The sequence below is a fragment of the Ancylobacter sp. GW821-FHT10E12 genome (genome assembly GCF_058809335.1).
The window spans coordinates 180,119-191,868 of the sequence record NZ_JBXASN010000007.1 but is presented as its reverse complement, the minus strand read 5'-3'; the positions used below and the strand labels follow the sequence as shown (position 1 = coordinate 191,868).

At 68.7% G+C, this 11,750-nt stretch carries 11 protein-coding genes; 3 read left to right on the top strand and 8 right to left on the bottom strand.

Features of this window, described 5'->3' with window-relative positions:
• Window positions 1-85 precede the first annotated feature (85 nt).
• Entirely contained in the window at window positions 86-2,734 is a 2,649-nt protein-coding gene (pepN, locus tag AC1RU4_RS11605) for an aminopeptidase N (RefSeq protein WP_492891245.1), read from the bottom strand.
• A gap of 191 nt (window positions 2,735-2,925) precedes the next feature.
• Between pepN and AC1RU4_RS11600 the strand changes: the two genes are divergently transcribed.
• Window positions 2,926-4,176: an acyltransferase family protein gene (locus AC1RU4_RS11600; protein ID WP_492891244.1), complete on the top strand. Its 1,251-nt coding sequence runs from the start codon at window positions 2,926-2,928 to the stop codon at window positions 4,174-4,176.
• Window positions 4,177-4,185: 9 nt separating this feature from the next.
• Here AC1RU4_RS11600 and folB read toward each other — a convergent pair whose 3' ends face one another.
• Genes folB through AC1RU4_RS11585 form a run of 3 tightly spaced genes read right to left on the bottom strand, consistent with a single transcriptional unit; the run spans window position 4,186 to window position 6,582 of the window.
• The gene (gene folB / locus AC1RU4_RS11595; RefSeq protein ID WP_492891243.1) at window positions 4,186-4,548 is read right to left on the bottom strand and encodes a dihydroneopterin aldolase; all 363 of its coding nucleotides are present in this window, start codon (window positions 4,546-4,548) and stop codon (window positions 4,186-4,188) included.
• 31 nt (window positions 4,549-4,579) lie between these two features.
• On the bottom strand, window positions 4,580-5,623 hold the full coding sequence (locus AC1RU4_RS11590) for a hydantoinase/oxoprolinase family protein (protein ID WP_492891242.1): 1,044 nt from the start codon (window positions 5,621-5,623) through the stop codon (window positions 4,580-4,582).
• A complete protein-coding gene (locus AC1RU4_RS11585; RefSeq protein WP_492891241.1) occupies window positions 5,620-6,582 on the bottom strand; it encodes an ATP-grasp domain-containing protein in 963 nt (320 codons plus the stop codon). The genes AC1RU4_RS11590 and AC1RU4_RS11585 overlap by 4 nt, the downstream gene beginning before the upstream one ends.
• 29 nt (window positions 6,583-6,611) lie before the next feature.
• Here AC1RU4_RS11585 and AC1RU4_RS11580 point away from each other — a divergent pair, with 29 nt between their 5' ends.
• The gene (locus AC1RU4_RS11580) at window positions 6,612-7,289 is read left to right on the top strand and encodes a HisA/HisF-related TIM barrel protein (protein ID WP_492891240.1); all 678 of its coding nucleotides are present in this window, start codon (window positions 6,612-6,614) and stop codon (window positions 7,287-7,289) included.
• Here the strand turns inward: AC1RU4_RS11580 and AC1RU4_RS11575 are convergent.
• From AC1RU4_RS11575 to AC1RU4_RS11560, 4 genes are read right to left on the bottom strand one after another with little or no spacing between them, the layout of a single operon-like run.
• Complete coding sequence (locus tag AC1RU4_RS11575) at window positions 7,279-8,100, bottom strand: triphosphoribosyl-dephospho-CoA synthase (RefSeq protein ID WP_492891239.1); 822 nt, start codon at window positions 8,098-8,100, stop codon at window positions 7,279-7,281. The genes AC1RU4_RS11580 and AC1RU4_RS11575 overlap by 11 nt on opposite strands.
• Window positions 8,097-8,999 (bottom strand): RimK family alpha-L-glutamate ligase, encoded by a 903-nt coding sequence (locus tag AC1RU4_RS11570; RefSeq protein WP_492891238.1) that lies wholly within the window; start codon window positions 8,997-8,999, stop codon window positions 8,097-8,099. Before AC1RU4_RS11570 ends, AC1RU4_RS11575 begins: the two co-directional genes overlap by 4 nt.
• On the bottom strand, window positions 8,996-9,949 hold the full coding sequence (gene mch / locus AC1RU4_RS11565; RefSeq protein WP_492891237.1) for a methenyltetrahydromethanopterin cyclohydrolase: 954 nt from the start codon (window positions 9,947-9,949) through the stop codon (window positions 8,996-8,998). Before mch ends, AC1RU4_RS11570 begins: the two co-directional genes overlap by 4 nt.
• Window positions 9,950-9,959: 10 nt before the next feature.
• Window positions 9,960-11,084, bottom strand: a complete 1,125-nt coding sequence (locus AC1RU4_RS11560; protein WP_492891236.1) for an ATP-grasp domain-containing protein — start codon at window positions 11,082-11,084, stop codon at window positions 9,960-9,962.
• 453 nt (window positions 11,085-11,537) lie between these two features.
• On the opposite strand from AC1RU4_RS11560, the gene AC1RU4_RS11555 reads away from it, so the two are divergent.
• Window positions 11,538-11,741 carry a DUF1059 domain-containing protein gene (locus AC1RU4_RS11555; RefSeq protein WP_492891235.1) on the top strand — a complete coding sequence of 68 codons (204 nt, stop codon included), beginning with the start codon at window positions 11,538-11,540 and terminating at the stop codon, window positions 11,739-11,741.
• The last annotated feature ends 9 nt before the right edge of the window (window positions 11,742-11,750 follow it).

Genomic DNA, 11,750 nt, shown 5'->3' with positions numbered 1-11,750 from the left:
CGGTTCGCTCTGTTGCAACGCATCAATTCTAGCATAAGCGGTTTTCTGCGTTGAGCGGAAGTTTAATACCGCCGATCGTGCCGGTTCAGGCCAGCGAGCGTGTAACGATGTCGGTCACGTCCGGCGACAGGCCGGGCGTCTGCGCGATGCGCTGCAACTGCTCCTCGGCCATCCGGCGGCGTCCCGATTCCAGCAGGCGCCAGCTCTTCACCGCGCCGAGCAGCCGTGCGGCGAGTTGCGGGTTCGGGCCGTCGAGGCCCAGTACCGTGTCGGCGAGGAATCGGTAGCCTGCGCCATCCGCTCGGTTGAACTGCGTCGGGTTGCCGTTGGCGAAGCTGCCGATCAGCGCGCGTACCCGGTTCGGATTGCGCATCGAGAAGGCGGGATGGCCGGTCAGTTCCCGCACCCGGTCGAGGGTTCCCGGCTCGGCGATCTGCGCCTGCAGGACGAACCATTTGTCGATGACCAGCGGGTCGTCGCGGAAGCGCGCATAGAAGTCGTCCAGCGCTTCGGCCCGATGCTCGGGCGCGGAATGGGCGAGCACCACCAGCGCCTGCAGGCGATCGGTCATGTTGTCGGCGGCGCGGTAAAGGCCGAGCGCGCGCGCCACCCCATCGCCGGCCCCGGCCGTGGCGAGCAGGTCGAGGCAGGCGGTGCGCAGTGCCCGCCGGCCGGCGGAGGCGGCATCCGGCGAATAGGCACCCGGCGCGGCGAAGCGCTCGAAGGTGGCGACCAGCATGTCGGACAGCGCCACGCCGATCGAGCGGCGCAGCTCGCGCCGCGCGGCATGGATGGCGTCGGGATCGACGTCACGGCCGATCTCGCGGGCGACGTCGCTCTCCGACGGCACCGACAGAACCTGGCCCAGAAAGGCCGGATCGAGCGCCGGGTCGTGCAGGCTCGCCGCCATGGAGGCGATCAGCGCTTCCGGTGCCGGCAGGTTGCGGCCGGAGGTCGACGCATGGGTCGCCTCGATGAGGTGGGCGAGGGCGATGGTCTGCCCCGCCTCGAAGCGATTGAACGGATCGCGGTCCCGGCGGGCGAGGAACAGCAGGTCGTCGGTCGTCAGATCGCTGGAAAGCCGCACCGGGGCCGAGAAGCCGCGATTGAGCGAGGGCACCGGCCGCTCCGCCACGTTGCGGAACACGAAGCTGCGGTGGGCGGCATCGACGATCAGCACGCCGTCGTCCGGGATGGTGCCGTCCTCGAGGGTGAGCGGCAGATCCTCGCCGGACGGCCCAACCAGGCCGATGGCCAGCGGGATCACCATGGGCTGCTTGTCCGATTGGCCAGGCGTCGCCGGCACCGACTGGGTTATGTCGAGGCGATAGGTCTTCTCAAGCGGATTCCAGGCGCCGGTGACGGAGACCTGCGGCGTGCCGGACTGGGCGTACCAGAGCGCGAACTGGGTCAGGTCCTCGCCGGTGGCATCGGCGAAACAGGCGAGGAAATCCTCGATGGTGGCGGCCTGTCCGTCATGGCGCTCGAAATAAAGGTCCATGCCGTCGCGAAAGCCATCAGGCCCCAGCAGGGTCTTCAGCATCCGCACCACCTCGGCGCCCTTCTCATAGACGGTGGCGGTGTAGAAATTGTTGATCTCGCGATAGGTGTCCGGCCGGACCGGATGGGCGAGCGGCCCGGCATCCTCGCTGAACTGGAATGTCCTCAGCAGCCGGACGTCGGCGATGCGCTTGACCGGGCGCGAGCGCTGGTCGGAGGAGAATTCCTGGTCGCGGAAGACGGTGAGACCTTCCTTGAGGCAGAGCTGGAACCAGTCGCGGCAGGTGATGCGGTTGCCGGTCCAGTTGTGAAAATATTCGTGGGCGATGATGCCCTCGATACTCGCGTAGTCGGCGTCGGTGGCGGTCTCGGGGCTCGCCAGGACGTATTTGTCGTTGAAGATGTTGAGACCCTTGTTCTCCATCGCGCCCATGTTGAAATCGGCGACGGCGACGATGTTGAACACGTCGAGGTCGTACTCGCAGCCGAAGGCCTCTTCGTCCCAGCGCATCGAGCGCTTAAGCGCTTCCATGGCGTAGCCGGCCCGCGCCGTCTTGCCGGGTTCGACATAGATGCCGAGCTCGACCTCGCGTCCCGTTGCGGTGACGAAGCGGTCACTGAGGCGGTCGAGCCGCCCGCCGACCAGCGCGAACAGATAGCAGGGTTTGGGCCATGGATCGTGCCATACCGCGAAATGGCGGGTGGTGCCGGGCACCTCGCCGGCTTCGACCGGATTGCCGTTGCCGAGCAGCACCGGAGCTTCCGCCCGCTCGGCGTCGATGCGGGTCGTGTAGACCGAGAGCACGTCCGGCCGGTCGGGGAAATAGGTGATGCGGCGGAAGCCCTCGGCTTCGCATTGGGTGCAATAAGTGCCGCTCGACCGGAAAAGTCCCATCAGCTTGGTATTGGCGGAAGGGTCGAGCAACGTCTCGATCTCTAGCTGCAGCGGCCGCTGCGGCGGCGCCAGCAGCGTCATCGAGGACGGCGTGAGGTGATACGCATTGCCCGCCAGCGTCCGGCCATCGAGCGCGACCGATTTCAACACCAACTCGTCGCCATCCAGAACGATCGGCGAGCCCGCGCGGCCCGCCGGATTGGGCCGCATGGCGAGCCGGGCACGGATGATGGTGGCCGCGGCGTGGAGGCTGATGTCGAGGTCGACGGTGTCGACCAGCCAGTCCGGCGGGCAATAGTCGGCGAGGCGAACAGGGTTGGGGTCGGTGTCACGCATCATCGCTCACTCCCGCATGCACGATCCTCAAGCTGTAGAACGTCGGTGCAGCGACCGGAAGCCCCTTCACGCTCCGAATGGATCGCACGCCGATGGAACCCGTCGCCGCCTCTGCCGTTAGCGACGGGGGAGTTTCCGCCGAACGCATGGATGATGATGTTAGGCGGTTAGATGTTACCTGAGAGGTTTGCGACATGGATGCTGCCGCTAAGGGCGAACGATTCGAAGTTTTGGATTCCTGGCGCGGTGTCTGCGCCGTCATGGTGATCATATATCATTTTATATTTGTGGTTGATGTGCCTTTTATTCGTAACGAATTTCTTCTAAATGCCTATCTATTCGTCGATTTTTTCTTCGTATTATCCGGTTTCGTCGTGTGCCATGCCTACCGCGATCGCATCGGCGACCGTCGGCAATTCGTCGGCTTCCTGCTGCGCCGCATCGGCCGTCTATGGCCGCTGCATCTTGCCGTGCTGTTCGCGATGATGCTGGGCGTGATGGCGATCAACGTCGCCGGCCATCATCCCGAACGGCTGATGATCGATACCGACAGTGGCGGCTATTCGCTGCACGCGCTGCTGCTCAATGCGCTGCTGCTCAATTCGATGGGGCTGTACGGCAGTGCCTGGAACGGTCCTGCCTGGAGTATCGGTGCTGAATTCTACACCTATCTCCTGTTTGCCTTGGTCGCGCTCGCTGCGCACCGGCACCTGCTGACGGTTTCGCTGGCGGTGGCCGCCGCCGCCATGCTGGCGATCCTCGCCTTCGCGCCGGCCTACATGAACTCCACCGCCGATTTCGGCTTCATCCGCTGCATCGCCGGATTCTTCACCGGCGTCGGCGCCTACCACCTCCATGCGGCGTTACGCGACCGGCGCCTGCCCGTGGCCACGCTGTTCGAATGCGCGGCGCTGGCCCTCGCGACGGGGTTCATCGTCATGGCCGGTCGCGGGCCGGACCATGTGGCGGCGCTCAGCGTGCTGGCGCCGTTCGCCTTTGCCGTGCCGATCCTCGTCTTCGCGCGTGAGAGCGGCCTTGCTTCGCGGCTGATGCGGCTGGCGCCGCTGCAGGCGCTCGGGCGCTGGTCGTTCTCCATCTATCTCATTCACATGCCGATGCTGGTGCTGGGCGTCGGCTATGGCCTTTGGGCCTATGGCGATCTCGCCGGTGTCGATCTACGTCGCGAAATGCTGATCGACGGCACGGTGAAGCGGCTCTACGACATCGGTGCGCCCGGCGCCGGCGTGCTGCTGGCGGCGTTCATTGCGTGTGTCATCGGTCTGGCGGCGCAGAGTTTCCGCCTCATAGAGGTTCCGTGGCGCGACCGCTTCACCCGGCTGGCGCGGGCGCAGGAGAAGCCGCTGCGGCTGCTGCCGCCGGCCCGCGTGGCCCCGCGCTACGGTCAGCCGGTCCCGGTGCGGGTGCTGCGCGATAATCGCCGCTGAGGGCGTGCGTCAGCGCTGGCGAACGATCTCGACCCCGACGTCGCGCAGCACGCCGGGGATCGGGGCGTGCGGCTTGTGAAGCTCGACGCGGACCTTCTCCACCCGCCCATAGCGGCGCAGGATTTCCGCGGCGATCGCTTCCGCGAAGGCTTCGAGAATATGGAAGCGGTGCCCGGTCGAGACGGCATGCACCGTCTCGAACACCTTCTCGTAGCCCACAGTCTCGGCATAGTCGTCGTGCTGGGCGGCGGGGTGGGCGTCGAGCCACCAGTCGACATCGACCACGAAGCGCTGGCCGAGGCGTGCTTCTTCCTCGTAGAGCCCGTGATAGGCGTGCAACTCGATGCCGCGCAGGAAGATACGGTCGGACATGGACGGCTCCCGGAATACTCAGCTGCGCGGCTTAGCCCGGATCGAGGGCGGCTGACAACAAGCCGACCGCGACCGCCGGGGCGCAATCCGCCGCGTCGACGGCGAGCACGGGGTCGTCGGTGAGCACGTCGGCGAGGTCGAGATAGGCGGCGCCGCGCCGCTCGGCGAGCTGGCGGGCGAGGAAACGCCCGACGCCGGCGCCGACCACGAGGCCGACATCCTCCTCCATCCCCGAGGCGACGCTGTCGAGCGCACCGCCCAGGTCGTGCAGCTGCTGCTGGCCGAGATGGAAGGCGAGGCGGCGTGCGCGGGCCCGGTTGGCCGGGGTCAGGTCCTCGCCGACCATGCGCAGCAGCCGGCGCGCGCTCGCCTCCACGGTTTTGTCGCCACCATCGGCGCTCGGATGCAGGTCGGCGTTGTCCGGCATCAGGTCGAGCAGGCGGTAGATGTCGGCGCTGGTAGCATAGAGCTCGGCCATCAGCGGCACCCAGCGCCCGGCGAAAGGCGCCCGTCGGGCGAGCGCCATCACCGGCGTGCGGGCAATGCCGGTATAGAGAAGCTCGCCCGCGGCGAGGCGTTCGGCATCGGTGAAGCCGCGCGCCTGCACCCGGCCGTCGCCGAAGGGGATGAGGTCGGCGGTGGTGGAGCCGATATCGACCAGCACGCCGGCCGGCAGCAGATGCGCGAGCACGGCAGCGGTCGCGTACCAGTTTGCCGAGCCGATGGTGGCGGAATAGGTGGCGGCCTGTTCCGGCTTCACGAAGCCGTCGGGTCCGGCGAACAGCACCAGCGGCGAGCCGCCGAACGCTTCGACCATCAGCGCCGCGGTGCCGACCACGCCGGCATGGCGATCCGGCCACAGATCGGCACCCTCGGCGGTCATGGCGGCGGCGGAAGGGATGCCGGCGGGAAACTGCGCGCGCAGGCCGCGCAGCGCGTCGGTGAGGTGCTGCGCCCCCCGCCAGACCGGGCAGGCGACGATCCGTACTGCCGCAAGGCGGCCGTTGTCGCCGAAGGCCGCCACTTTCACATGGGCGCCGCCCACGTCCCAGCCGAGCCGCGAAATCGTCGTCACACAAGCACCTCGATGGCAAGGGGAGGAGGAAGATGCGGCAGATCCGGCACCGCCCCGTCGCGGACGAGGTCGGCGACGAAGGCGAGGACATTGACGCCCAGCGCCCGGCGCAGCCCGGCATAGCTCGTCGTCAGCCGCGGATTGATCTCGACGACCACCGGTCCCTGCGGCGTCGCCACATAATCGACGCCGACAATGCCGTGCAAGCCCGGCAGGGCGTCGAGGATGGCCTGCGCCAGATGGGCGAGGCTGGAATCGGGCGGCCGGGCACCGACGGTAACGCCATGGAAGGCGATCCGCCCGTCCGCCATGTCCACATGCTGGCGGTTGACGCTGAGGACATGCGCCCGCCCATCCTGACAGAGCAATGTGAGGCTCTCGGCGGCGCCCGTGACATAGGGCTGGACGATGCAGGACGGATCGACGGCTTCCGCTTCCGCTCTTTCGCACAGGCGGATGTCGAGACTGCCGGCGCCATCGTCGGGCTTCACCACGAAGGGGCCGGCGGCTTCCGCCGGCAGTTCGCTCGCGTGCCATGTCGGAATGACCGGAATGCCGGCGGCGGCGAGATGCGCGGCGGTGGCGTATTTGCCGGCGCAAAGGCGCAGCGTCGCATCGTCCGGGGCGATGACGCGGCGATTGCGTTCGCGCAGTCGCGCCGCGACCGCCTCTAGCGCGCCGCCGGTCTCCGGCGCCACCGGCCAGGCGCAACGAGCGGTCCCGGCGAGGTCGGCCCAGATCGCCAGCACGTCGTCGGCGGTGCCTATGGCCTGACTGCGGCCCCGCGGCGGGGGCGGCAGGCGGTCGTCATGGGTGGCGATCACCCGCACGCCGGGGAGGTCTTCCAGATCGCCGATCAGCGTGTCGCGCATCAGTGCGCCTTCGGCGGCGAGCGAGGGCGAAAGCGCTTCGCCCCTCAGCCCGCCTCCTGTAACAAACTCGCAGACAAGAACCAGCATCGTAACCTTCGCGGCGGAGACCGACCGGGGTGGAACTTATACCGGTGATCGACCTGATGGGAGGCGTCGTCGTCCATGCCCGGCGCGGCGACCGTGCGAATTATCGCCCCATCGCCTCGCGGCTCTGCGAGGGCGCCGTCCCGGCCGTGGTTGCCAGGGGGCTGCGCAGTCTCATGCCTTTCCGCACGCTCTATGTGGCCGATCTCGACGCCATAGCCTCTCGTCCCGCCAATGAGGCGGCGACGGATGAACTCGCCACGCATTTCGAAAGCTTGTGGATCGATGCCGGTGAGGCCGGGTTCGATCGCTTCGCGCCCGGACGGCGACGCGTCGTCGGCACCGAATCCATGGCGGATCTCGCAGCCGGGTTCGCGACGCTGCGGCGCGGCCCGGCGGTGCTGTCGCTCGATCACGGGCCGGAGGGACCGCGCGGTCCGGGTGAACTGCACGAACGCGCCGACCTGTGGCCGGACGAGGTGATCCTGATGACGCTCGCCCGAGTCGGCGGCGGCGACGGTCCCGATTTTGCGCGGCTGCGCGATACGCTGGCGCGCGCCGGTTCCCGCCGCATCTATGCCGCCGGCGGGGTGCGCGATGCCGACGATCTCAAGCGCCTGCGCGATCTCGGCGTCGCCGGGGTCCTGCTCGCGAGCGCGCTGCATGATGGGAGGCTCGGCGAAGCCGAGCTTCGCGCCGTCATGGCGTGAGGGCGTTGGCGAACAAGCTGGCGACTGTGAGGTCGGCGCTGGTGCCGGGATTGAGCCCGCGCGCCTTCAGCGATGCGTCGAATTTCGCGAGCAGCAGATGGCGCTGCGCCGCCGGGGCATGCCAGTCGAGGCTGGCGGCGAGCTGTCGTGCTTCGAGCTGCACGGCCTGCGCCGCCGGCAATCCGAACTTGCGGGCGATGTGGCTGTCGGGGAACGCGGCGAGAAAGGCGACATAAGCGGCCTCGGTGCGCGCTTCCGGCTCGGCATCGGCGAGCGCCTGCAACCGGGCGACGCCGATATCGAAGACGTCGGCGGAGCCGGTCACATACTGGCGAGCGATGCGATCCTCGTCCTGCGCCAGCGCCATCGCCTCGCGCAGGCCGATCGTGGCTGGGCCGGCAACATCGTGCTCGGCTCGGCGTCCGAGGCCGCCGGGATGGGCGGCGGCTATGGCGCGGAAGGCCGCCTCGGCATCGGCGATATCGAGTTCCGCCAGCACCTGCGCAAGCGCATGGCGCAACGGTCCCGGTTGCTCCGCCGCTGCGGCCAGGGGCGCGCAGAGCAACAGGATGCCGAGATTGGCATTGAGGCCGGTCGCGGCCAGCGAGGCTGCCACCGCCGCCTCGACGCGATCGCCGACGCCCGCACCGGAGCGGGCGACATGCGGCGCGGCGGCGCGGGCGGCAGCCTCGAAATGGGCGACCTCCATGCCATGTCCGGCAGCGAAGCGGTGGACATTGCCGGGCTTCAGCGCATCGAGCTCGGCGAGGCAGGCGCGCAGGAAGGCGGCTTCGATGTCGGCCGCCGTCATGGGTTCGCGGGTTCCGCGATCAACCCGGCGACGTGGCGGGCGAGCCTCTCGGCAACGTCGATGCCGGTGGCCGCCTGAAGCCCCTTCCATGCCGGCATGGAATTGACCTCCAGCACGAAGAGCCGCCCCGCTTCATCGGCGATCAGGTCGACCCCTGCATAATCGGCGCCGACCGCCGCCGTCGCCCGCACGGAGAGCTCGGTCAACTCGGGCGTCATCTCCAGCGCCTCGCCGGTCGCGCCCTGGTGGATATTGGTGATCCAGCCGTCGGCGTTTCGCCGCATCGCCGCGACGGGCCGGTCGCCGGCCACCAGCACGCGGATGTCGTGATAGCGATCGGCGGCGAGCGCACCGACGAATTGCTGGAGATAATAGACGCCGTTCACCTTCTCCGGCTCCGGCAGTTCATCAAGCGGATCGAGCCGGCGCAGGCCGCGCCCCTGCGCGCCGAATAGCGGTTTCAGCACGCCGGCCCCGGTCATCGCCGCGAGACGCTCCCTCATCGCGACAACGTCCTCCCCGGTGACGGTGGGTGGTGTCGGCAGGCCGGCGCGATGAAGCAGGAAGGTGGTCATGCTCTTGTCGACGCAGCATTCGATGGCGCGCGCGTCGTTCACCACCCTTACGCCGAGCTCGCGCAGCGCATGCAGCACACTGAGCCGATGGGTGATCTGCTCGGTGCTGCCCTTGGCGATCAGCCGGACGAAGGCGGCGGCCGGCAGGGCACCGTCGAGACCCGGCAGGTGCAGCCCGTGGCCGCGGCCGGTCACGCAGAAACCGCAATCGTTGAGCGACAGGACGTGGACATCGAGCCCCTGGCGCGCCAACGCGGCGCGGAGCCGGTTGGTGTGCCAGTCCGCATCCTCGGTAAAGATGACGATGGCATCGGCCCGGATCATGCGAAGGAGCGGTCCAGTACCGCCTCGTCGAAGCCGCCGAAGCGGAAGCTACGGCCGGTCGCCAGCGCGGTGACGGTGACACGGGCGGGTGAGAACAGCATCGGGTCCATCTTGTAAAAGTCGCCGTCATAGGAGGCGAAGATTTCGCCGAACGAGCGGCCATGGTCGCGCGAGGTGGAACTGGGCAGCCCGGCGGCGAGGTCGCGAGCCTCCTCCTCCGGGCCCTCGACATATAGATGCACGTCGCCGCCATAGAGCACGGCGTCGTTGGTGCGGCCCATGGCGGCGATGAAATCCGGCGCCGGTGGCGGCAGTGGCGCGCTGCCGAGCCCATCGACGATGCGCTCCAGCGGGAAATGCAGCGCATGCGCCTTGTGCAGCGCCACTTCCAGCACCCGTGCCACCACCTGCACCGTGCCGGCGAGGCTGCGTGTCGGGGTGAGGATCAGCGTCAGCGCGTCCGGCTCCACGCCGCACAGGGAAGCGATGCGGCCGACCAGCGGTTCGGGCGGCAGCCGGTCGACCTCCAGCACCAGCACGGCGCGGCTGGCCCGATCGCGATAGTCGAGCTCGGCGAACAGCGTCTCGCCGGCATGCAGCGCCCGCCCCGGACCGGAGCCGAGCGCGAAGAATTCGCCTTCCGCCAGACTCCAGCCGGCATATTGGCTGGCAAGGCAGGCGAGCACCGGATCGACGGTCGACACCGAAATCAGCGTGCTCCAACGACCGAAGCGGGAATCCGGGCCAAGCGACACCATGCCGAGGCCGCCGAGGCAGATTTCGGCGATGCGTCGGCCGGCCTCGATGCCGCCGCGTGCGGCAATGCCGGCATCGACGATCCGCACCCCGTCCCGCGACCGGCTGACCGCGAGCCGCAGCATGCCGGCCTCGGCGATCAGCGCGTCGACGCGGGTGGCGACGAGGCGGTTGAGGCTTACCTGCGATTCCATGATCACTGTCTCACTCCGCCGCTCTGCGGCTGGCGAGTTGCATCGCGTCCCACAGTGCATCCATGCGCATGAGCATGGCGCCGCGCGCCTCCTCGGCGTCCCGGCCCTCGCCGAACACCGTGCAGACCGGTTCGCCGGGCTGCAGCCTGGTGCCGAAGGCCGGCCGGTCGGCGGTGTGGGTGGGAAGCCCGTCCAATCGCATCTCGAACGCGACCGGCGCGTAGAAGACACCGGCCGCCCGCGCGCCATGGGGCGTGCCGGGGCGCAACGGCGCCAGCACCGGCAGGCGCCCCTCGCAGGCATCGAGATGCAGGCGCAGCAGCGGCGGCAGCGGCGGGTGATCGAACAGGTCGAGGGTGGCGCCGGGGCGCGGATTGATCTCGATGAGCCGCCAGCCGTCCGCCGTCAGGACGATGTCGGCGCTGGCGAGGCCGACGAGGCCTGCCGCTCCGGCGAGATGGCGCAGCGCCTGGATGATCTCGCGCTCGAGCGGCAGCGTGACGGCAATGGGGCCGGCCGCGCCGCCATAGCGATAGGGCGAGCCCGCGTCGGGCGTGCACCATTGTTCGGAGAAGGCGAGGAGGCAGGCGTCGCGCCCGTCGGCAACGAACAGCGCCGAGACGGTACGGCCCTCGATCCGCTCCTGCAGGTAGCGTCCGCCGCCCTGCACGCGGCGGGCAGGGTGGACATGCGCGCCACCGGAGGCCCCGATGGCCTTTTCCAGCGTGTCGACCCCCGCCGGAGCCTCTTCGGCGAACACGCGCGGATGCGGGATATCAAGCGATGTCAGCAGCTTGTCGAGTTCGAACGGGTTCTTCAACCTGCGCAGCACAGCCCCGCCATTGCCGGCGAGAGACAGGCGCTCGGCGAGCGTGTCGACGACGTCCGGCGTCGATTCGAAGCCGGAGCCGAGCACAAGCGGCAGTTGCGCGCCGCCATGGACCTCGAGCTGCTCGAACAGGTCGTCGATATCGATGGCGAGCCCGGCGCGCCGACGCAGCGGCACGACGTCGGCTGCCAGCTCCCGCGTGTCGTCGTCGCCGAACAAATCGAGCACCAGTGCCCGCAGTCCGGCGCGCCGCGCCGCCGCGGCGAGATTGCGGGCGGAAATGGCGGCAAGCACGATCTCGGGCATGGTTGTCTCGACTGGCAAGCGACGGGGCGAGGTCGAAGCACTCCTCCCCGCCAACAGGGAGCGGTGAGGTGGCGACTCGCATGCGCTTCAGAGGGTCATTCTGCACCCGGCACGTGAGTTGGCCAATGGCCCGTCTCAGCCGTGCCGGCGCCGACGAAGACGAAGCCCCGCACCGGGGGGGCAGCACGCTGAGCCCGCCCGCCATATCGAGGGCGAGTGCCGCGTCCTTGCCGTCGATGAAAGGCCCGATGCCGGAGCGGGCGCCGCAATCCAGCACCGTCGTCAGCATGCGGGCGTCGCGTGGACGGCGGCACACGGCGAGTTGGTCCTGCCGGGGTGAGGGGGCGGCCCGTTTTCGTGATTTGGGCAGCATGGCGCGAGAGGTGTAGCTTGCTTCCCCGGCGCCGAGCGTCGTGTTCGGCGTCCGAACCACAGGAGGCACTTTTGGGCCGAATGTTCGTCGACTGCCGCGAGGTGCCCAGCGACATGACATGCTCTGTCGCTATCGCGGCCGATAATGAGCGGGAACTGCTCGATGCCGTTGCCCAGCACGCCGTCTCGGTTCATGGCGCGAAGGACACGCCGCAACTGAGGAGCGAGCTCAAGAAGGCGATCCATCAGGGCACGCCGCCTCTGCAGGTGCATCGCGCCGCCTGAAGCGGGCTA

Excerpts from the sequence above, each read along its gene's own strand:
- AC1RU4_RS11585 (WP_492891241.1), bottom strand. The coding sequence starts at position 6,582 with ATGCTGGTTCTTGTCTGCGAGTTTGTTACAGGAGGCGGGCTGAGGGGC.
- AC1RU4_RS11575 (WP_492891239.1), bottom strand. The coding sequence starts at position 8,100 with ATGACGGCGGCCGACATCGAAGCCGCCTTCCTGCGCGCCTGCCTCGCC.
- folB (WP_492891243.1), bottom strand. The coding sequence starts at position 4,548 with ATGTCCGACCGTATCTTCCTGCGCGGCATCGAGTTGCACGCCTATCAC.
- pepN (WP_492891245.1), bottom strand. The coding sequence starts at position 2,734 with ATGATGCGTGACACCGACCCCAACCCTGTTCGCCTCGCCGACTATTGC.
- AC1RU4_RS11600 (WP_492891244.1), top strand. The coding sequence starts at position 2,926 with ATGGATGCTGCCGCTAAGGGCGAACGATTCGAAGTTTTGGATTCCTGG.
- AC1RU4_RS11560 (WP_492891236.1), bottom strand. The coding sequence starts at position 11,084 with ATGCCCGAGATCGTGCTTGCCGCCATTTCCGCCCGCAATCTCGCCGCG.
- AC1RU4_RS11570 (WP_492891238.1), bottom strand. The coding sequence starts at position 8,999 with ATGATCCGGGCCGATGCCATCGTCATCTTTACCGAGGATGCGGACTGG.
- mch (WP_492891237.1), bottom strand. The coding sequence starts at position 9,949 with ATGGAATCGCAGGTAAGCCTCAACCGCCTCGTCGCCACCCGCGTCGAC.
- AC1RU4_RS11555 (WP_492891235.1), top strand. The coding sequence starts at position 11,538 with ATGTTCGTCGACTGCCGCGAGGTGCCCAGCGACATGACATGCTCTGTC.